This is a genomic window from Streptomyces sp. NPDC005393 (assembly GCF_040606675.1).
GTDB lineage: Bacteria > Actinomycetota > Actinomycetes > Streptomycetales > Streptomycetaceae > Streptomyces.
The window spans coordinates 38,118-56,458 of sequence record NZ_JBEXFG010000008.1; the positions used below are offsets into that span (position 1 = coordinate 38,118).

At 70.7% G+C, this 18,341-nt stretch carries 21 protein-coding genes and 1 tRNA gene; 12 read left to right on the plus strand and 10 right to left on the minus strand.

Annotation, left to right across the window (positions count from 1 at the left end):
- Positions 1-14 precede the first annotated feature (14 nt).
- On the minus strand, positions 15-1,511 hold the full coding sequence (locus ABZS71_RS10135; protein WP_356208750.1) for an SDR family oxidoreductase: 1,497 nt from the start codon (positions 1,509-1,511) through the stop codon (positions 15-17).
- Positions 1,512-1,909: 398 nt separating this feature from the next.
- Here ABZS71_RS10135 and ABZS71_RS10140 point away from each other — a divergent pair, with 398 nt between their 5' ends.
- Together ABZS71_RS10140 and ABZS71_RS10145 are read left to right on the plus strand one after the other, a co-directional pair.
- On the plus strand, positions 1,910-2,206 hold the full coding sequence (locus tag ABZS71_RS10140; RefSeq protein ID WP_202275276.1) for a type II toxin-antitoxin system VapB family antitoxin: 297 nt from the start codon (positions 1,910-1,912) through the stop codon (positions 2,204-2,206).
- 114 nt (positions 2,207-2,320) lie between these two features.
- Complete coding sequence (locus tag ABZS71_RS10145; protein WP_356208751.1) at positions 2,321-2,983, plus strand: LytR C-terminal domain-containing protein; 663 nt, start codon at positions 2,321-2,323, stop codon at positions 2,981-2,983.
- 103 nt (positions 2,984-3,086) lie between these two features.
- On the opposite strand, the gene upp is transcribed toward ABZS71_RS10145, so the two are convergent.
- Entirely contained in the window at positions 3,087-3,722 is a 636-nt protein-coding gene (gene upp / locus ABZS71_RS10150) for a uracil phosphoribosyltransferase (RefSeq protein ID WP_355849797.1), read from the minus strand.
- A gap of 174 nt (positions 3,723-3,896) precedes the next feature.
- Between upp and ABZS71_RS10155 the strand changes: the two genes are divergently transcribed.
- From ABZS71_RS10155 to ABZS71_RS10170, 4 genes are all read left to right on the plus strand, one after another.
- Complete coding sequence (locus tag ABZS71_RS10155) at positions 3,897-4,064, plus strand: hypothetical protein (protein WP_356208864.1); 168 nt, start codon at positions 3,897-3,899, stop codon at positions 4,062-4,064.
- Positions 4,065-4,235: 171 nt separating this feature from the next.
- Positions 4,236-4,775, plus strand: a complete 540-nt coding sequence (locus ABZS71_RS10160; protein WP_355849803.1) for a hypothetical protein — start codon at positions 4,236-4,238, stop codon at positions 4,773-4,775.
- A gap of 44 nt (positions 4,776-4,819) precedes the next feature.
- The gene (gene tadA, locus ABZS71_RS10165) at positions 4,820-5,320 is read left to right on the plus strand and encodes a tRNA adenosine(34) deaminase TadA (protein ID WP_356208753.1); all 501 of its coding nucleotides are present in this window, start codon (positions 4,820-4,822) and stop codon (positions 5,318-5,320) included.
- Positions 5,321-5,368: 48 nt separating this feature from the next.
- Positions 5,369-5,455 (plus strand) — tRNA-Ser (locus tag ABZS71_RS10170).
- A gap of 227 nt (positions 5,456-5,682) precedes the next feature.
- Here ABZS71_RS10170 and ABZS71_RS10175 read toward each other — a convergent pair.
- The 5 genes from ABZS71_RS10175 to ABZS71_RS10195 all read right to left on the minus strand — a co-directional run bounded on the left by ABZS71_RS10175 (position 5,683) and on the right by ABZS71_RS10195 (position 9,276).
- Positions 5,683-5,952 carry a hypothetical protein gene (locus ABZS71_RS10175; protein ID WP_356208754.1) on the minus strand — a complete coding sequence of 90 codons (270 nt, stop codon included), beginning with the start codon at positions 5,950-5,952 and terminating at the stop codon, positions 5,683-5,685.
- 77 nt (positions 5,953-6,029) lie between these two features.
- Positions 6,030-6,449 carry a hypothetical protein gene (locus tag ABZS71_RS10180; protein ID WP_356208755.1) on the minus strand — a complete coding sequence of 140 codons (420 nt, stop codon included), beginning with the start codon at positions 6,447-6,449 and terminating at the stop codon, positions 6,030-6,032.
- Positions 6,450-6,506: 57 nt separating this feature from the next.
- Positions 6,507-6,974, minus strand: coding sequence for a helix-turn-helix transcriptional regulator (locus ABZS71_RS10185; protein ID WP_355849815.1), 468 nt, complete (start codon positions 6,972-6,974; stop codon positions 6,507-6,509).
- Between the two features lie 282 nt (positions 6,975-7,256).
- Positions 7,257-7,814, minus strand: coding sequence for an ion channel (locus ABZS71_RS10190; protein WP_356208757.1), 558 nt, complete (start codon positions 7,812-7,814; stop codon positions 7,257-7,259).
- Positions 7,815-7,899: 85 nt separating this feature from the next.
- Positions 7,900-9,276, minus strand: coding sequence for a DUF6777 domain-containing protein (locus tag ABZS71_RS10195; RefSeq protein WP_356208759.1), 1,377 nt, complete (start codon positions 9,274-9,276; stop codon positions 7,900-7,902).
- A 317-nt stretch (positions 9,277-9,593) separates the two neighbouring features.
- Between ABZS71_RS10195 and ABZS71_RS10200 the strand changes: the two genes are divergently transcribed.
- Positions 9,594-10,475: a universal stress protein gene (locus ABZS71_RS10200; protein ID WP_356208761.1), complete on the plus strand. Its 882-nt coding sequence runs from the start codon at positions 9,594-9,596 to the stop codon at positions 10,473-10,475.
- A 22-nt stretch (positions 10,476-10,497) separates the two neighbouring features.
- Here ABZS71_RS10200 and ABZS71_RS10205 read toward each other — a convergent pair whose 3' ends face one another.
- On the minus strand, positions 10,498-11,523 hold the full coding sequence (locus ABZS71_RS10205; protein ID WP_355849827.1) for a 6-phosphofructokinase: 1,026 nt from the start codon (positions 11,521-11,523) through the stop codon (positions 10,498-10,500).
- 174 nt (positions 11,524-11,697) lie between these two features.
- On the opposite strand from ABZS71_RS10205, the gene ABZS71_RS10210 reads away from it, so the two are divergent.
- The 3 genes from ABZS71_RS10210 to ABZS71_RS10220 all read left to right on the plus strand — a co-directional run bounded on the left by ABZS71_RS10210 (position 11,698) and on the right by ABZS71_RS10220 (position 13,941).
- Positions 11,698-11,862: a hypothetical protein gene (locus tag ABZS71_RS10210; RefSeq protein WP_356208763.1), complete on the plus strand. Its 165-nt coding sequence runs from the start codon at positions 11,698-11,700 to the stop codon at positions 11,860-11,862.
- Between the two features lie 226 nt (positions 11,863-12,088).
- Positions 12,089-12,922 carry an RNA polymerase sigma factor SigF gene (locus tag ABZS71_RS10215; protein WP_355849830.1) on the plus strand — a complete coding sequence of 278 codons (834 nt, stop codon included), beginning with the start codon at positions 12,089-12,091 and terminating at the stop codon, positions 12,920-12,922.
- Between the two features lie 188 nt (positions 12,923-13,110).
- Positions 13,111-13,941, plus strand: a complete 831-nt coding sequence (locus ABZS71_RS10220; protein WP_355849833.1) for an RNA polymerase sigma factor SigF — start codon at positions 13,111-13,113, stop codon at positions 13,939-13,941.
- Positions 13,942-14,108: 167 nt separating this feature from the next.
- Here ABZS71_RS10220 and ABZS71_RS10225 read toward each other — a convergent pair whose 3' ends face one another.
- Together ABZS71_RS10225 and ABZS71_RS10230 are read right to left on the minus strand one after the other, a co-directional pair.
- The gene (locus ABZS71_RS10225; RefSeq protein ID WP_356208764.1) at positions 14,109-14,627 is read right to left on the minus strand and encodes a hypothetical protein; all 519 of its coding nucleotides are present in this window, start codon (positions 14,625-14,627) and stop codon (positions 14,109-14,111) included.
- A gap of 187 nt (positions 14,628-14,814) precedes the next feature.
- Positions 14,815-15,015, minus strand: a complete 201-nt coding sequence (locus ABZS71_RS10230) for a hypothetical protein (RefSeq protein WP_355849838.1) — start codon at positions 15,013-15,015, stop codon at positions 14,815-14,817.
- Between the two features lie 204 nt (positions 15,016-15,219).
- Here ABZS71_RS10230 and ABZS71_RS10235 point away from each other — a divergent pair, with 204 nt between their 5' ends.
- On the plus strand, positions 15,220-15,702 hold the full coding sequence (locus ABZS71_RS10235; RefSeq protein WP_356208766.1) for a MarR family transcriptional regulator: 483 nt from the start codon (positions 15,220-15,222) through the stop codon (positions 15,700-15,702).
- Between the two features lie 11 nt (positions 15,703-15,713).
- Positions 15,714-18,332 carry an MFS transporter gene (locus ABZS71_RS10240; RefSeq protein ID WP_356208767.1) on the plus strand — a complete coding sequence of 873 codons (2,619 nt, stop codon included), beginning with the start codon at positions 15,714-15,716 and terminating at the stop codon, positions 18,330-18,332.
- Positions 18,333-18,341: the final 9 nt, after the last annotated feature.

Here is an 18,341-nt window from a genome sequence, read left to right on the forward strand (position 1 = left end):
CCGGGCCGGACACGTCATACGGATGCGGTCGCGTCCGTACCGGCCCCGTCCGTCTCCGCCTTGGCGGCGATGTTACGGGCCATGCCCCCGAACACCAGGGCGTGGAAGGGCGAGACGCCCCACCAGTAGAGCTGCCCGGCGAGACCGCGCGGATGGAACAGCGCCCGCTGCCGGTACACCGTCCGGCCCTCCGCGTCCCGGTCGACCCTCATCTCCAGCCAGGCGAGGCCCGGCAGCCGCATCTCGGCCCGCAGCCGCAGCAGACGCGGCGGCAGGACCTCCTCCACCCGCCAGAAGTCGAGGCTGTCCCCGACCCGCAGCCGGGTCGCGTCCCGGCGGCCCCGGCGCAGCCCGACGCCGCCCACCAGGGTGTCGATCCAGCCGCGCAGCGCCCAGGCGAGCGGCAGCGAGTACCACCCGTTCTCACCGCCGATCCCCTCCACCACCCGCCATACATCCCGCGGGGAGGCGGCCACGGTCCGCTCGCGGAGGTCCGTATAGAGGCTGCCGCCCGACCAGTCGGGGTCGGTCGGCAGCGGATCGCTGGGCGCGCCGGGGGTGGCGGCGGAGGACCAGCGGGTGGCCACGTCCGCGTCACCGATACGCCGCAGGGCCAGCTCCAGCGCCCGGTCGACGCCGAGCAGCCCGCCCGGCGGATCCGGCACAGAGCGGGCGAGATCCCGTTCGGCGCACACCACTTCATGGCGCAGCGACTCCACCAGCGGGCGGGCGATGGAGCCCGGCACCGGGGTGACCAGGCCGACCCACAGGCTGGAGAGCCTCGGCGAGAGCACCGGCACGGGCGCGATGAGCCGTCGGCGCAGCCCGGCGACGGCCGCGTACCGCCGCATCATGTCCCGGTAGGTGAGAATGTCGGGCCCGCCGATGTCGAAGGCGCGGTGCACGTCGTCCGGCAGCCCGGCGCAGCCCACGAGCGCGCGCAGCACATCGCGGACGGCGATCGGCTGGGTGCGGGTGCGTACCCAGCGCGGCGTCACCATGAGCGGCAGCCGCTCGGAGAGATAGCGCAGCATCTCGAACGACGCCGAACCCGAGCCGATGATCACCCCGGCCCGCAGGACGGCGGTCGGCACCCCGGAGTCCAGCAGGATCCGCCCCACCTCGGCCCGTGAACGCAGATGCGGCGACAGCTCGCGCTCATCCACCCCGGCCGGGGTCAGCCCGCCGAGATAGACGATCCGCCGTACCCCGGCGGCGCGCGCCCGCTCGCCGAAGTTCCGGGCGGCCCGGCGGTCGGTCTCCTCGAAGCCGGGTCCGGTGCCCAGCGCGTGGACCAGGTAGTACGCGACGTCCACGCCCTCCATCGCGGCGCCCAGCGACTCCTCGTCCGTCACATCGCCGCGGACGATCTCCACCCGGCCCGACCAGGGGTAATCGCGCAGCTTCCCGGGCGAGCGGGCCACACAGCGCACCTGATGCCCCGCCGCCAGCAGCTCGGGCACCAGCCTGCCGCCGATATAGCCGGTGGCTCCGGTGACCAGACAGCGCATGCAGCCATGCTTGGGCGCCCGTACGGGCAGCGCAACCGGACGCGGCGACCGCGTCCGGATCCGGGCAGCGAAAAACCTACGAGGTGGGCTCCCTTCGGCGGCATTGTCCGTATCAGGTAGTGGAGGTCGCCTTCCGGTCTCCCCGACCTTCAGGCCTCTCAGCCAAACCATCTAGAAGATGTTCTCTGGAGGACCAGAGTCCTCTGTATTTGAACGTCTCTCCGGTCGAGCTCCCTCGCTCGCCCCGCAGGCTGTTATTCACGTTACTCCGACCCCCCTGGGGCGCCTAGCCCCTCTTGCGAGTTTTTTCCTATTTTGTTCCCGGTGTGGTAACGGCCCGGCGGGGCACTCCCGCGCCTTGGCTGCGCCGGGTGCCGCTTGCCCGGTAGGCTTTCCGTGTGATCTTCAAGCGCATCGGAAACGGTCGGCCCTATCCCGACCACGGCCGGGAATCGACCCGCCAGTGGGCGGATGTCGCCCCACGCCCGGTACGTCTTGACCAACTGGTCACGACGAAGCAGCAGCTCGATCTGGAGACGCTGCTCGCGGAGGACTCGACGTTCTACGGGGACCTCTTCGCCCATGTCGTGAAATGGCAGGGCGACCTCTATCTGGAGGACGGGCTGCACCGGGCGGTGCGCGCCGCGCTCCAGCAGCGCCAGGTGCTGCACGCGCGCGTCCTGGAACTGAGCTGACCGCCGCACACCGGGTACAGCCCGGCGTCACGCGTTGGCCCTTTCGGGTTGGCCTGAGCACCAACCATTGATCATTTAGTAGGCATCGCCACCAGGCCGCACTACTCTGCGCATATGAGCATGCTGACCCCTCCCGGCATGGGCGGAAAATACCGCATCACGGGTGACCGTTATCCGCGTATGAGCCGGCCGCGCGGCCGCCGGCGGCTGGCGTTCACCGCCTTCGGCTCGGTCGTGGCGCTCGGCCTGGTCGGCTGGGGAACGCTTCAGCTCATCGACGTCTTCTCCGGCGGCAGCGGCAGCGGCGATACGGTCCGCACGGCGCACGGCACCGAGGACTGCAAGCGCGGCGACAAGCGCCACGACGAGCACCCGAAGACCGACCATCCGGCCAAGACCCTGCCGAAGCCCGCCCAGATCACCGTCAACGTCTACAACGCGACACCGCGCTCCGGCCTCGCCAAGGACACCGCCGACGAGCTGAAGAAGCGCGGCTTCAGGATCGGGGAGGTGGGCAACGCCCCCGCCGCGTACGACAAGAAGGTCAAGGCCCCCGGGATACTGCTCGGCGCCCCGGCGGCCACCCAAGGAGCCTTCAATGTGCTCGGCACCCAGCTCGTGGGCGCTCAGACCAAGAACGACGCGCGCAAGGGCAAGGACGTCGATCTGATCATCGGCAATGGCTTCAAGGACCTGGTGAAGCAGAAGGACGCAGACAAGGCGCTGGCCGCCCTGGCCAGGCCCTCGCCCGCGCCCTCCGGATCAGCCTGCCGCTGACGCCACGGCCCATGACGCCGCGGCCGACGCAGCCGCGACCGGTGGCGCCGCGACCGGTGGCGCCGCGACCGGTGGCGCGGCGGCCGTACGGGGCTTACGGGGCCTAACCCGCGGCCCCGTACATCCGGTCGCCCGCGTCGCCGAGCCCCGGAACGATGTACCCCTGCTCATTGAGCCGCTCGTCGACGGACGAGGTGACCACCGTCACCGGCGCGCCCGCCAGCTCGCGCTCCATGAGCTCGACGCCCTCGGGCGCCGCCAGCAGACACAGGGCGGTGACATCGTCGGCGCCCCGCGCTATCAGCTCCTTGATCGCCGCGACGAGCGTCCCGCCGGTCGCGAGCATCGGGTCCAGGACGTACACCTGACGGCCGGAGAGGTCATCGGGCATCCGGGTGGCGTACGTGGACGCCTGGAGCGTCTCCTCGTCGCGGATCATGCCGAGGAAGCCGACCTCGGCGGTGGGCAGCAGCCGCACCATGCCGTCCAGCATCCCGAGGCCCGCCCGCAGGATCGGCACCACCAGGGGGCGCGGATGCGACAGCCGCACCCCGGTCGTGGCCGTCACCGGGGTGTGGATGTCGACCTGCTCGGTGCGCACATCGCGCGTGGCCTCGTACGCGAGCAGAGTCACCAGCTCGTCGGCGAGCCGCCGGAAGGTGGGGGAGTCGGTGCGCTTGTCGCGCAGCGTGGTGAGTTTGTGCGCCACCAGCGGGTGGTCGACGACGTGGATCCGCATGGCAACGACACTAACCGAGCCCTGTGACCTCAGCTGCCGCCGGCAACCCCTCTCGTCGGCGGTCCGTCGCCGTAGCGGGATCAGTGGCATCAAACCGCCGTTTCGGGGGAAAGTGGGCAGGAGTGCCCGGACCCTCCCCGGGCGAGACCTCGGCCCCGAGGGGTGATGCAGCCCATGGCAGACGCCACCGGGAAAGAGAGCGCCGCGGACCGCCGGCGCCGTCGCGACCGCTTTCTGCGCGCGCTGAACGAGGCCAGAGCGGTACGCGACCGGGTGCGCCCGCAGCGGGCCCGCGCGGCCCGGATCCGCCAGGCGATACATATGCGGACGTTCTCCCGGTAAGCCGCAGCCCGGTCGCGTGAGAGGACCTTGGGGCCGGTCCGTTTCGGTCCGAGTGAGCCACATCTCTTTGGACTGGTGCACGACGCAGCGCGGAAGACCTCTCGCGAAGCGACGGTTTCTGCCACGATTCCGATTGGGGCGGGGCACTGTCCCGCCCGCCCCGGCACGCCTATGACCAGTGGGAGAGTCACGGTGTACTTCGCCGCATTGCTCGCGCGCACCGCAGAAGGGTGGGAAGCGAGCGACACAGAGCTCGATGACGTGGAGACCCTGACGGACCTGATCGAACTCGCCCGTTTGGCCTCCAAGGACGACGACACGGTATTGGCCTTCATCGAGCACGAAGACGCGTGGTTCGGCGTCGTCCGCGTGGACGGCGAGGACGACCCGCACATCTACGTATCGGACGCGGCCGCGGCCGCCCGCACCTCGTACGGCTCAATGCTCACCGACGAGCTGCTCGGCCGGGACCCCGACGACGACCTGGACAGCCTCGTCGACCTGGACGGCACCGAGGACGGCGAGCCCGACCAGGACGACGAGGACGCCGACCCCGACGCACCGGTCCCCGTGGGCCCGCTCGGCGACGGCGACATCCTGGCCGACCTCGGCATGGACGAGAAGGAACTGAAGGCCCTCGACGGAGACGCGCTCGAATCGATCGCCGACATGCTGGGCTGCAGCATGGAGGGGCTGGAGGCGGTGCGCTGACCGCCCCCGGCGGCCACCCCCACCCCGTCGCCCACACTGGTGTCATGACCGATCCGCTGACCGGCCTCCTGCCCGGCCCCGACCCCGACCCCCTGCGCGATCCCTGGCGCGCCCCGATGCGCCTGGCGCTGGAGGAGGCGGTACGGGCCCCGGAGACAGGCGATGTGCCGGTCGGCGCCGTCGTGCTGGGCCCGGACGGCTCGGTACTCGGCCGCGGCCGCAACGAGCGCGAGGCCCACGGCGACCCCACGGCCCACGCCGAGGTCCTCGCCCTGCGCGCCGCGGCCCGCCGCCTCGGCGGCTGGCGGCTGACCGGCTGCACCCTGGTGGTCACCCTGGAGCCGTGCACCATGTGCGCGGGCGCCATCGTGCTGTCCCGCGTCGACCGCCTGGTCTACGGCGCCGTCGACGAGAAGGCGGGCGCCGTCGGCTCCCTCTGGGACGTCGTCCGCGACCGCCGCCTCAACCACCGCCCCGAGGTCATCCCCGGCGTCCTCCCCACCGAATGCGCGGCCCCCCTCACCGCCTTCTTCCGCAACCCCTGACCGGAACCGATTTCGGATCCCGGCCACCCGTCCGCTAGGCTCTGCCTCGGTAGCGTGTCCGAGCGGCCTAAGGAGCACGCCTCGAAAGCGTGTGAGGGGGCAACTCCTCCGTGGGTTCAAATCCCACCGCTACCGCTGTGAAGAACGAAGGGCCCCACCCGCACGGGTGGGGCCCTTCGTGATCTTTGGTCTCACTTCTGGTCTCAGTTGGCCCGACCAGGGTCTGGACCGTTGGCAGCGGCTTCGGCCGCGCCATGTCGGCGGCCGCCAGCACCGCGCACGGCATCCCCCAGGACAGCCGTGCTGCCAGGCGCCGCTTGGCCTGTGGACGCAGGTACCGGCCGGGATGGGCGGGGTTCGAGCTACGACGGCGCCCGCGGAGAAGCCCGTGATGCCCAGATAGACCAGCAGCGTGGCCAGGCCGAGGCCCAAGACCGGTGGATGAGCCGGTACATCACCGGCGCGGCCACGACGAACGCGGTCGAGGGCGCCGCGATGGTCAGGGCGACGACCAGCAGGCCACGGGACGGATCCCGGCGCCACGCCCGGAGCTTCAGAGCGGCGACGGCCCAGGCGCCCGAGCTGATGGTGAGGTAGACGATGGTGAACGGTGCCTCGGGCGTATCAGACATGCTGTCCCTTGCGGTGCTCCAGGAGGGGGCCAGTTGGGATGTGGTCCCTGCCCCGGGCGCCGGCACGAGGATGCGCGTCAGCTCGGCCCCAGGATCTCCGCCTCCGCTTCCGCCGCGTCGTCGTAGTGGGAGCTGCCGAGGATCAGCCGGACCATATCGGCGTCGATGGTGGGCAGTTCCACCCGGGCCGTCTCCTCGTCCGCGTGCGGGGGCTCGGCCAGATGGCCGCACAGCAGACGGGCGAGCTCATGGCAGATGATGTGGGCCTGGTGCAGCCCCGAGGTCTCCCACTCGAAGTAGATCACGTCGGTCTCCGCGCGGCGCTCGACGAAGCCCGACGGCTCGCCCACCCGCATCTGCCGCGGAACCAGCCGGATGGGGCGCCCGGCCCGGTCGGCGACCGCCGCGCTGAGCTCCTCCACCGTGGTCATCGAGGGGAGGTCCAGCTGTCTGACCATGGCGCGCATCCGGCGGCGGGTCCGTCCAAGATCCCGCACGTCCTGCTCCCCATCGGCCGGCCACCAGTGCCCCAACGGCATGGACTGGGTAGTCGGTCACGCCTCGGAGTTGCCGCCGTCGGGCAGGCCGACCGCCCTGCGCAGCTGTTCCACGACAGTGAGGGCGGCGTCCTGCATCGCGGGAGGCAGGCCGGCCGCCCGCATCGCGATGCGCTCCACCCGGGCGTCCCGCAGCGCCTCGATCGTCTGCAGATCCCGCTCGACGGCCTGGGCGGTGGCGGAGTCGCTGAAGTAGTCCAGCGGAACGCCGAAGAACTTCGCGATCTTCACCGCGTTCTCCAGGCTGGGCTTCTGGGAGCCCTTGCGGAGGTTTCCGATGTAGGTCCCGCTCAGCCCGGTCCCCTCGGCGATCTCGGAGTCGCGCCAGGGGCGGCCGAGGTCCTTCGGATAGATCACCGAGATCAGCCGGCGGAAGCGCGCCGCGAAGTCCAGGGACTCCGCCAGCTCCTCACCTTCGCCGGACTGACGAGCCGGCGCGTCTGAGCGTGGGGAGTCGGCGGCCATACGCCAGATCATAGAACGACCCGGCCCTGCCCGGGATCCCTCCGCGGCCTCGGTCTGCACGATCGTTGCGAACAAGTCGCCCTATATACACGCTACTTCCCAAAGAATCCCGAAAGCCATGACGCCTGATCAACGATAGTTGACACGCCCTCAGGTCCGGTGCAGGATCACAACCGCGGTCCGCACATCTCGTGCGCCGTTCCGTCCCGAGCCCCGGTCCCGCGGGCGCCGGGCATCGCTGCCCCACGGGGGTGGGCAACAGCGCCCTGCGCCGCGGCCGGGTCAGTGGTCCCGGCTCTGGTCTCCCGGGCGGGCGCGGCCTTTACGGCGGGTCAGGTCATCGCCGTCGCCCTGAGGGGTACCGACCGCGCTGATCATGTCCTCCAGACGGTCGAAACGTTCGTGGAGCGCCTCGGCGTCGGCGGAGAGGCGGCGTTCGCCGCCCACGACACGATCGTGGAGCGCCTCGGCCAGACGGTGCCGGCGATTCTCTTCGCGGCCGACGAACCAGGCGGCGATGGCGGCGGTGATCACGCCGTAGGTGGTGATCCCGACGAACATCACCAGACAGGCAATCAGCCGGCCCCGGAGCGTCACCGGGTAGAAGTCGCCGTAGCCGACCGTGGTGGCGGTCTCGGCCGACCACCACAGGGCCCGGGGGTAGCTGGTGAGGTTCGCCGAGGGGGCGTCGCGTTCGGCCGCTACGACGGCGTACGAGCCGAGCAGCATGACCACAGCCAGAACGAGCGTGGCCACGGCCGCCGCCTGGAGGTGGAGCGGCCGGTCCACGCGGCCGAGGAACAGCCTGATCGTCCTGGTCAGGAATGCGGGCAGGCCCATGGGTCACCATGCTGCCGCCGGGCGGGGCGGGGAGCGCGGCCGACGTCCGGGGGTTGCGCCGAACGGACGCCGCCGGCGGCGCCGGTCAGGGACCGGAGGGCGGGGGCTGCTGGGGCGGCTGCTGCTGGTTCTGGTCCGGCGGCTGCTGCGGCGGGGGCTGGTTCGGCGGGGGCTGGTTCGGCGGGGGCTGGTTCGGCGGGGGCTGGTTGGGCGGAGGCTGATTCGGCGGAGGCTGGTTGGGCGGAGGCGGCGGCGGGGGCGGCTGGTTCGGCGGGGGCTGATTCGGCGGGGGCTGATTCGGCGGCTGGGTCTGGTCCGGCGGCTGGGTCTGGTCCGGCGGCTGGGTCTGGTCCGGCGGCTGGGTCTGGTCCGGCGGCTGCTGCTGGTTCGGATCCGAGGGCTGCGGCTGGGGCTGCGCGTTCGGATCGGACGGCTGGTCCGACGGCTGCGGCTGCGGCTGCTGCTGCTGATTCGGGTCCGAGGGCTGGTCAGAGGGCTGCTGACCCGGGTCCGAGGGCTGCGACTGCGACTGGCCGGAAGGCGTCCCGGACGGGCGCTCGGTCTCGAGCGGGGTGAACCGGTCCGACGGCGTACGGGGCACCTTCGGCGCCTCGCGCAGTTTCGGGGCGTGCTGCTTGCCCGGCATCGCCAGATAGGCGGGGTAGTCGGCCCGCGCCAGGATCGTCTCCCGCGCGTCCCCCTCGCCGTTTCCGTCGCCGATCGCGCGCTTGAAGAGCTGGGTCTTGGCGACCCCCACCACGACGATCCGCTTGACGGCCTTCCGGGCCGGCTGGATGACGGTGACCGTCGCGCGGGAGAAGCCGTTCCACTCAGGTCCGGTGAAGGTCGGTTTGGCGTTCCGCGGCGGGGCCGACGTCCTGACGGGGTTACCGGAGTCGCACTTCACGACGGGCGCGCCGCGCTGATTGACGAAGACCGCCGTACCGGCCTGGAGGACGGCGGACACCGGCTTCACCCCACCGCGGTAGCCATAGGTCTTCGCGTAGGTGTCGGAGCGCAGGACGACGCCGGAGAGCCGGTGGACATAGTCCGGTATGGCGTCGGCCGACGGGAGGTGCTGGACCCGGCTCCAGGCGGCGCCCCTCTTCGAGTCGGACTGCAGGGCGTGGATCAGCGCCTGACGGTCGCAGGGCCGGCGGTTCGGGGTCCCGGCGTAGAGCCCGGGGGTGTTGCCCAGGAAGGCGCGGCCTCCGTTGGAGGGCGACACCAGACGTTTCTGATCATGGCCGACGGAGCCGGTGAACGCCGGTACCGAGGTCCTTCCGACCGGCTCCCGGCGGTATTCGACCACCGAGCCCTTCCTGGCGGCCTTCCCGGATGCCTTTTCGGAGAAGGAGATCATCCCAAGGACCACCACGGCGGCCACGAAGACGACGAATCCGATGAATCCGACGGCAAGAGCTGAACGACGCGAGGTGAGGTGCCAAGAGATCGAACGCATTTACCTCTCCTTCCCTACCCTCGCCCCCATCCTGCGCTCACCCCTGAGGCCCACACATCCCCCGAAACCTTGACATCTCCTCCCACCTTCGGGGGAGTTGGCGGCCGGCGGGCCCCCGCCCCGGCCGCCGCGCGCAGAACCGCCCCCGGTCCGGTGTCCCGGATCGGGGGCGGCTGCTGCCCCTCGCGGTCTGCTCCGCAGGTCCGCTCCGACCGCGCGGAAGTTCTGCTCTTATCTAGACTAAACGGACGTACGCACATGCGCTCGCGGACGGCACAGCGAGCGCGGAGGCACGGTGAGCAGCCGAGGAGGAGCCGATGAGCGGCCCGGTCGTAGCGGGGGTCGACGGATCGCGGCCCAGCCTCGCGGCGGCCGAGTGGGCCGCGCGGGAGGCGGTGGCCCGCGGGGCCGCGCTGCGGCTGGTGCACGCCTTTCCGCCGATGCCATGGAGGATCTCGCCCGTGCCCGGGGTGGACGCCTGGCAGCAGGTGGGCGAGCAGATGCTCCAGCGGACCGTCTCCGAGTTCGCGGACCGCCACCCGGACCTCGACGTCAGCGGCGAGCACACCGACGCCGAACCGGACGAGGCGCTGCTCACCGCCGCGGCGAGCGCCGGGCTGCTGGTCGTCGGGGCGCGCGGCTGGGGCGGCTTCGACGGGCTGGCGGTGGGGTGCGTGGCGCTGCGGGTGACGTCGGCCGCGGACTGCCCGGTGGTGATGGTTCCCGGGGCGGAGCGGCAGGGCGTGGCGGAGGGCGACGATACGGGTGAGGTGCAGTTGGGCTTCAACGCCCACGTCCCGGTGGACGAGACGACCGACTTCGCCTTCCGCGCCGCCCGTGAGCGGGACGCCGTGCTGCGGGTCGTCCACGCGTGGGCGCTGCCCCCGGCGTCCCGGTCCGCCTGGATGCTGACCATCCTGGAGGAGGAGCGGGCGACGTGGGAGGACCAGGAGAGCCAGGCGGTCGCCGACGCGCTGCGCGGCTGGCGGGAGAGACATCCGGAGGTCTCCGTGCTGCCCGATGCGGTCCTGCTCAACCCGGCGCAGGCCCTGGTGACGTCCTCGGAGCGGGCCCGGCTGCTGGTCGTGGGGCGCCGTACGAGCCCCCGTCCGGCCGAGCGGCAGCTGGGGCCGGTCGCCCACGCCGTACTGCACCACGCCCGCTGCCCCGTGGCGGTCGTACCGCATGTCGCGCCGTGAGCCCAGCCGATACAGCCCGAGGTCAGCCGAAGAACACGCCGAACTCGGCGTAGAGCGAGGGATCGACGGTCTTGGTGTCCCCCGCCACCTCCGCGAGCGGGATCCGCACGATGTCCGTGCCGCGCAGGGCCACCATCGTGCCGAACTCCCGCGCCTTGACCGTGTCGACCGCGCGCAGCCCGAAGCGCGTGGCCAGCCAGCGATCGAAGGCGCTCGGCGTCCCGCCGCGCTGGATATGCCCGAGGACCGTCGTACGGGCCTCCTTGCCGGTGTGGTCGGCGATCTCCTGGGCCAGCCACTCCCCGATGCCGGACAGCCGCACATGGCCGAACTCGTCGAGCGCCGAGTCCTTGACCACCATCTGTCCCGCCTTCGGGACGGCCCCCTCCGCCACCACCACGATCGGCGCGTACCTGATCTTGAAACGGTCCTCCACCCAGCCGCAGACCTGGCCGATGTCGAAGGGCTGCTCGGGGATGAGGATGACGTTCGCACCGCCCGCGATGCCCGAGTGGAGGGCGATCCAGCCGGCGTGCCGCCCCATCACCTCGACCACCAGGGTGCGGGTGTGGGACTCGGCGGTGGTGTGCAGACGGTCGATCGCCTCGGTGGCGATATTGACGGCGGTGTCGAAGCCGAAGGTGTAGTCGGTGCCCGCGACGTCGTTGTCGATGGTCTTGGGCACGCCGACCATGTTGATGCCCTGGTCCGCGAGTACGGCGGCGACCCCGAGCGTGTCCTCGCCGCCGATCGCGATGAGCGCGTCCACGTCATGGTCGGCGAGGGTCTGCCGCACCCGGCTCACCCCGTCCTCGCTGGCCAGCGGGTTGGTACGGGAGGAGCCGAGGATGGTGCCGCCGCGCGGGAGGATGCCGCGTACGGCCGGGACGTCCAGGGGCACGATGCTGCCGTCGAGCGCCCCGCGCCAGCCGTCCCGTATGCCGACGAAGTCGAAGCCGTACACCTCGACGCCCTTACGGACGATGGCGCGGATCGCCGCGTTGAGCCCGGGGCAGTCGCCGCCGCCGGTCAGCACACCGATACGCATCTCCGCTCCCTCCAGTCATCTCCAGAATCCACCCATTCGCACGGTGACGCCCACCTCGGAAAATCCCGGTTCACGGGGGTGCAGGTCAGACGATCAGACTGGTACGACTGATGTTCCAGTGGTGTGGATAGACTCACGCGACTGCACAGGGGACCGCTGAAAGGGCAGTACGGGATGGCACAGGCGAAGAAAATCGCGCTCTATATGCTCATCGTCTTCGTGCTGTACACGATCATCAAAACCCCGGCGCGGGCGGCCGATCTCGTCCAGATAGGTTTCGAGGGCATATCGGACGCCGCCAAGAGCGTCGGCGAGTTCATGGGTGAGCTGATCAAGTAGCTCCCGCACGCCCGTTCCCCCGGTCGCCGGCCGTTGGCCACCTGGGTGATCGCCGACTACCCCCTCCGAGTCCTTTTGGGCCCTCATGGGCGGCTTCACGGTCACATTCGGGCCTCTATGCGGCAATTTCACTACCAACACGTAGTAAAGCGGTGCTTGCACACAGTGCACATGTCTTGTGATGCTATGACCGCTTTGCCTGGTAAGTACATCGTGAAGGGGTGGCGTGACCGTGTCGGCCCGTACCGCGCCCAAAACCCCGCCCCAGGACGATGGCGGCAGCGAGAGCGGCAGAAGCCGCGGGGCTGACGCCAGAGCGCTCACCCAGGTGCTCTTCGCCGAGCTGTCCGACCTCGTCCCCGGCACCCCCGAGCACGCACGGGTGCGCGCCGCGCTGATCGAGGCCAATCTGCCGCTGGTCCGGTACGCCGCGGCCCGCTTCCGCAGCCGCAACGAGCCGATGGAGGACGTGATCCAGGTCGGCACGATCGGCCTGATCAACGCGATCGACCGGTTCGACCCGGAGCGCGGCGTACAGTTCCCGACCTTCGCGATGCCGACCGTCGTCGGCGAGATCAAGCGCTACTTCCGCGACAACGTCCGCACCGTGCATGTGCCGCGCCGGCTGCATGAGCTATGGGTGCAGGTCAACGGCGCGACCGAGGATCTGACGGTGCTGCACGGACGGTCCCCCACAACGGCCGAGATCGCCGAGCGGCTGAAGCTCAGCGAGGACGAGGTGCTGGCCTGCATCGAGGCCGGGCGCTCCTATCACGCCACTTCCCTGGAGGCCGCCCAGGAGGGCGACGGGCTGCCGGGGCTGGTCGACCGGCTCGGCTACGAGGACCCGGCGCTGGCCGGAGTCGAGCACCGCGATCTGGTGCGCCACCTGCTCGTACAACTGCCCGAACGTGAGCAGCGCATCCTTTTGCTCCGTTACTACAGCAATCTGACCCAATCCCAGATCAGCGCCGAGCTCGGCGTCTCGCAGATGCATGTCTCCCGGCTGCTGTCCCGGAGCTTCGCCAGACTGAGATCCGCAAACCGGATCGAGTCCTAATTCTGACGAGGGACCCCCGCCCCGCCGCCTCGGGGCAGTAATGTCGACTTGGCGCTACAGCGTGTTGCCGACATGTGACATTCTGCAGGAACCGCGTTTGCCGTGGCTCCACCTCCGGTATTCAGGGGGAGGCTGCGTTGGACGTGAAGCGCGCAGCTGAGATCCGTCCGCGACCTCAAGGGGGTGGCATGTCCGTAGAACTGGGCAGCTCGAAGGTGCTCACCAACGACGCACCGCACGTGCCTGACGACTGCGACGCCATCGACACCCGCACCCTCTCCCGCTCCCTGTTCCTGCGGCTCGCCGCGCTCGACAAGGACAGCGTGGAGAGCAGCTATGTACGTGACACCCTCATCGAGCTGAACCTCCCGCTCGTCCGCTACGCGGCGGCCCGCTTCCGCAGCCGGAACGAGCCGATGGAGGACATCGTCCAGGTCGGCACCATCGGCCTGATCAAGGCGATCGACCGCTTCGACTGCGAACGGGGCGTCGAGTTCCCGACGTTCGCGATGCCGACCGTCGTGGGCGAGATCAAGCGGTTCTTCCGTGACACCAGCTGGTCGGTACGGGTGCCGCGGCGGCTGCAGGAGCTGCGGCTGGCGCTGACGAAGACCAGTGACGAGCTGTCCCAGAAGCTCGACCGCTCCCCGACCGTCCCCGAACTCGCCACGGCACTCGGCGTCTCCGAGGAGGACGTGGTCGACGGGCTCGCGGTGGGCAACGCCTACACCGCCAGCTCGCTGGACTCGCCGTCCCCCGAGGACGACGGCGGCGAGGGGTCGCTCGCGGACCGGCTCGGGTACGAGGACAGCGCACTGGAGGGCGTGGAGTACCGCGAGTCGCTCAAGCCGCTGCTCGCCAAACTGCCGCCGCGCGAGCGCCAGATCATCATGCTCCGCTTCTTCGCCAATATGACGCAGTCGCAAATCGGCGAGGAGGTCGGGATCTCCCAGATGCATGTCTCCCGGCTGCTGACCCGGACGCTGGCCCAGCTGCGCGAGGGGCTCATCGCCGACTGATCCACCACACCGGCTCCCTGTACAGCTGACGGGCCGTTCAGCCACATTGGCCCGATGCGACAGGCGGGGAGCCGGACAACGGGCCGCCGGGGCACGGCAATCGCCTCCTCGGCGGTCTTGCTGTGCCTGGGGGCGCTGCTCAGCGGCTGCGGCGGGGGCGGTGACGGCTATGTCGCGGCCGGGGCGGCCGGACCCGACGACGGGCGGACGGCGAAGGCCGTCCCGCCGACGGACGGCGTGGATCTGGTGCCGCTGGACCAGGACGGCGAGCGTAGCGACGAGCAGGGCAAGGCCGGCACGGCCGGCCGCCGGCCTTCCACCGCCCGGGACGGAGGGGCATCGCGCGAGCCCTCGGCCTCGGCACGCGCCGGCGGCCGTACTACGGAGGGCACGACCGCCACGGGCGGCACCAGCAGGGCGGACGGGACGGGCAGCACGGTCCCGGGCGGCGGCCGGAGCGGCTCCGGCGCCCCCGGCCGCAGTACGGACGACGACGAGACCGACGGGTCCACGCCCTCCGGCTCCACGCCTCCCCCGCCCTCCGCGCCCACAACACCCACGACGCCCACCGGACCGGCCGTACTGGAGGTCGGCGACCCCGAGCGCGCGGCGGCCGGTGAACGCTGGTGCGAGAAGGTGACCGTGGAGTTCCGCAACACCGGTGACGCGCCCGTCACCTCAGGCACCGTCACCTTCGGGGACGCATGTCATCGACGCGCTCGGCATCGACTGGGCGACGTTGGAGTCGAAGGAAGTACTGGCGGCTACCGCTGGGCATGCACATCCAGACGCGGGACGTCTCGGTCATCTGGAAGCCGTAAGGGCCCGACCCCCCGGACCCTTCGGCTCAGGCCGGGACCTGCGGGCTCAGGCTCAGCCCAGCGCCAGCCAGGCCACCGCGGCGACGATGACGACCGCCGCGATCACACCGACGATCACGCCGAGGCGCGAACCGCCGCTCGACGGGGCAGCCGGCTGCGGCTGCTGTACGCCCTCGTCGACGAAGGCGCGGAACATCTGAGTGGAGCCGGCCGGGTCGTGACCGCCGTTGGGGTTCTGGGGGTTGTTCGCCATGGCCCACGACCCTAGCGAACAAGCGGAATCCGGGACACCCCCGGGTCCATGCAGTCCCTCACGTCTCTCCCGATCTCGCTTGACCGACAAGAGGACGAGTCTTTAACGGCAATTTGCCGCCCAGATCACCCTTTCATTTGCCTGTAGCAACTAACTTCTTCTATGGTTGCCCTAAGCAACTGATCGCCCCCCCTGGGAGGTGCCGTGGCCACCCAGAGCCACTATGAGGAGCTGGCCCGGCAGCTCAGCGCCATCGGCACCGTCAAGCGCGGCCTGGGCCGGGTCCTGCCGACCGACTGCCCCGCCGGCGCCGCCATCGTGCTGATGCTCCTGGACCGCTATGGCGAGATGCGCATGAGCAAACTCGCCGAGCTGCTCGACATCGATATGTCGGTGACCAGCCGCCATGTGGCCCATGTCGCCGAGCGCGGCTGGGTGGACCGCAAGGCCGATCCACTCGACCGGCGCTCGCGGCTGCTGAGCATCAACCCCAGTGGAGAAAAGCTGCTCAGGCAGGTGTCCGAGCGCTATACAAACGCGCTCGCGAACTGTCTGAGCGACTGGTCCGACGAGGACGTCGACCGTCTCAATGAACTTCTCGCCCGGCTGCGGGCCGGCTTCGGGGACACCCGTTCCCGGGCTCTGCCGCACCAGGTGGAGAGCACCACCCGTACACCTTCGCAATGATAAGGAACTTCATGGCAACGACCACACCGGACGGCGGTGTGCGGGGACCCGCGGGGCACCCCGCCCACGCCAAGCACGGCGGAGGAGGACACCAGGGCCACCACGGCCAAGGCGCCGACTCCTCGGCGCCGATGACCCACCGGCAGATCATGGAGGCGCTCTCCGGGCTGCTGCTCGGGATGTTCGTCGCGATCCTGTCGTCGACGATCGTCTCGAACGCGCTCCCCGAGATCATCGCCGACCTCCATGGCAGCCAGTCCTCGTACACCTGGGTCGTCACCGCCGCCCTGCTGTCCATGACGGCCGCCACCCCGCTGTGGGGCAAGCTCTCCGATCTCTTCAGCAAGAAGCTGCTGGTCCAGGTCGCCCTGCTGATCTACGTCTCGGGCTCGGTCGTCGCCGGCCTGTCTCAGAACGCCGGCATGCTGATCGCCTGCCGCGTCGTCCAGGGCGTCGGCGTCGGCGGTCTGTCCGCCCTCGCCCAGATCGTCATGGCCGCGATGATCTCGCCGCGTGAGCGCGGCCGTTACAGCGGCTACCTCGGCGCGACCTTCGCCGTCGCGACCGTCGGCGGCCCGCTGATCGGCGGTGTGATCACCGACACCGACTGGCTGGGCTGGCGCTGGTGCTTCTACGTCGGCGTGCCGTTCGCCATCATCGCGCTGATCGTGCTGCAGAAGACCCTGAAGCTCCCGGTCGTGAAGCGGGACGTCAAGGTCGACTGGGCGGGCGCCTTCTTCGTCAGCGCCGCCGTCTCGCTGCTGCTGATCTGGGTGACCTTCGCCGGCGACAAGTACGACTGGATCTCGTGGCAGACCTCTGCGATGGTCGGCGGCTCGATCGTCCTCGTCTTGCTCTTCCTCCTGATCGAGTCCAAGGCGAGCGAGCCGATCATCCCGCTGCGGCTGTTCCGCAACAAGACGATCACTCTGGCCTCGCTGGCATCACTCTTCGTCGGTGTCGCGATGTTCGCCGGGACCGTCTTCTTCAGCCAGTACTTCCAGCTGGCGCGCGGCAAGTCGCCGACGATGTCCGGCATCATGACCATCCCGATGATCGGCGGCCTGTTCATCTCCTCGACGGTCTCCGGCCAGATCATCACCAAGACCGGCCGCTGGAAGATGTGGCTGGTCAGCGGCGGTGCGCTGCTGACCGCGGGGCTCGGACTGCTCAGCACCATGCGGTACGACACCCCGTACTGGCACCTGGCCGTCTATATGGCGCTCATGGGCCTGGGCATCGGCATGATGATGCAGAACCTGGTGCTCGCCACCCAGAACCAGGTCGCCCCGCAGGACCTCGGCGCGGCCAGCGCCGTCGTCACCTTCTTCCGGTCCCTGGGCGGTGCGGTCGGCGTCTCGGCGCTCGGCGCGGTGCTCGGCAACCGGGTCACCCACTACGTCAAGGAGGGCGTGGCCGAGCTCGGCCCCAAGGGCGCCGCGCTGGGCCACGGCGGCACCGGCGGCGGTGGCATCCCCGACCTGGACAAGCTCCCCGCGCCGTTCCGCACGATCGTGGAGAGCGCCTACGGGCACGGTGTCGCGGACGTCTTCCTGTACGCCGCGCCGGCCGCGCTGCTCGCCTTCCTGATCACCCTGTTCATCAAGGAGGTCGCGCTGAAGACCAACTCCGGCACCCAGCAGGCCGCCGCGAACGGCGCGCCCACCGAGGCCGCGTCCGCCCCGGCGGACACGGTGGAGTCCTCGGCCGCCACCGGCCAGGTCACGGACCTCGAGCCCGCGTTGGTGGGCGCTCCGGCCGCCGATGTGCACGAGCCGGACGCCGACGGCACCGCCGCGGCCACCGCCCCGCAGCGTCTGGCGGCGTTCGCCTCCGCAGGTGGCGACGGCCCGGACCTTCCGCACCGGCAGGGTGTGCACGGCTTCGTGCGGAACGGAGACGGCGGCGCCGTCCCCCGCGCCGCGGTGACGCTGATCTCGCTCGCCGGGCGCCAGCTGGGCCGTTCGGTGGCGCACCCCGACGGCTCGTACGCCCTGGACGCGCCGGGCTCCGGCTCGTACGTCCTGATCGCGGCAGCCGACGGCCACCAGCCGCAGGCGTCCACCATCGTGGTCGGTGACGAGCCGCTCGGCTTCGACATCGTCCTGTCGGCCACCAGCGGTCTGGTCGGCACCGTGCGCGGCGCCGCCGACGGCGAGCCGGTCGACGCGGCGATGGTCGTGGTCACCGATGTGCGGGGCGAGGTCCTGGCCACCGGGAAGACCGGGGAGAAGGGCGACTTCAGCTTCGAGGAACTGATCGCCGGGACCTTCACGGTCGCGGTCAACGCACCCGGCTTCCGGCCCGCCGCGCTGCCCGTCGAGGTCGGCGCCCAGGGCCTGACCCGGCTCGAGATAGCGCTGCGGGCGGGCGCCCAGGTGCAGGGCACGGTACGGGCGGGCGCCGGCCGGCGGCCGCTGCCGGACGCGCGGGTCACCCTCGTGGACGCGGCCGGGAACGTGGTCGCCACCGCCACCACCGGGGAGGACGGGGCGTACGCCTTCACCGACCTGGACGCGGGCGAGTACACGGTCATCGCGAGCGGCTACCCGCCGGTCGCGGGCGCGCTGACGGTCTCCGGGCACGGAGTCGACGGCCACGACGTCGAGCTCGCCCACCCGGGCGACTGACGGACTCCG

What these genes read in the sequence shown, in the direction of transcription:
- ABZS71_RS10135 (WP_356208750.1), bottom strand. Translation starts at nt 1,511, where the DNA reads ATGCGCTGTCTGGTCACCGGAGCCACCGGCTATATCGGCGGCAGGCTG.
- ABZS71_RS10145 (WP_356208751.1), top strand. Translation starts at nt 2,321, where the DNA reads ATGAGCATGCTGACCCCTCCCGGCATGGGCGGAAAATACCGCATCACG.
- upp (WP_355849797.1), bottom strand. Translation starts at nt 3,722, where the DNA reads ATGCGGATCCACGTCGTCGACCACCCGCTGGTGGCGCACAAACTCACC.
- ABZS71_RS10155 (WP_356208864.1), top strand. Translation starts at nt 3,897, where the DNA reads ATGGCAGACGCCACCGGGAAAGAGAGCGCCGCGGACCGCCGGCGCCGT.
- ABZS71_RS10160 (WP_355849803.1), top strand. Translation starts at nt 4,236, where the DNA reads ATGACCAGTGGGAGAGTCACGGTGTACTTCGCCGCATTGCTCGCGCGC.
- tadA (WP_356208753.1), top strand. Translation starts at nt 4,820, where the DNA reads ATGACCGATCCGCTGACCGGCCTCCTGCCCGGCCCCGACCCCGACCCC.
- ABZS71_RS10175 (WP_356208754.1), bottom strand. Translation starts at nt 5,952, where the DNA reads ATGTCTGATACGCCCGAGGCACCGTTCACCATCGTCTACCTCACCATC.
- ABZS71_RS10185 (WP_355849815.1), bottom strand. Translation starts at nt 6,974, where the DNA reads ATGGCCGCCGACTCCCCACGCTCAGACGCGCCGGCTCGTCAGTCCGGC.
- ABZS71_RS10190 (WP_356208757.1), bottom strand. Translation starts at nt 7,814, where the DNA reads ATGGGCCTGCCCGCATTCCTGACCAGGACGATCAGGCTGTTCCTCGGC.
- ABZS71_RS10195 (WP_356208759.1), bottom strand. Translation starts at nt 9,276, where the DNA reads ATGCGTTCGATCTCTTGGCACCTCACCTCGCGTCGTTCAGCTCTTGCC.
- ABZS71_RS10200 (WP_356208761.1), top strand. Translation starts at nt 9,594, where the DNA reads ATGAGCGGCCCGGTCGTAGCGGGGGTCGACGGATCGCGGCCCAGCCTC.
- ABZS71_RS10205 (WP_355849827.1), bottom strand. Translation starts at nt 11,523, where the DNA reads ATGCGTATCGGTGTGCTGACCGGCGGCGGCGACTGCCCCGGGCTCAAC.
- ABZS71_RS10210 (WP_356208763.1), top strand. Translation starts at nt 11,698, where the DNA reads ATGGCACAGGCGAAGAAAATCGCGCTCTATATGCTCATCGTCTTCGTG.
- ABZS71_RS10220 (WP_355849833.1), top strand. Translation starts at nt 13,111, where the DNA reads ATGTCCGTAGAACTGGGCAGCTCGAAGGTGCTCACCAACGACGCACCG.
- ABZS71_RS10230 (WP_355849838.1), bottom strand. Translation starts at nt 15,015, where the DNA reads ATGGCGAACAACCCCCAGAACCCCAACGGCGGTCACGACCCGGCCGGC.
- ABZS71_RS10240 (WP_356208767.1), top strand. Translation starts at nt 15,714, where the DNA reads ATGGCAACGACCACACCGGACGGCGGTGTGCGGGGACCCGCGGGGCAC.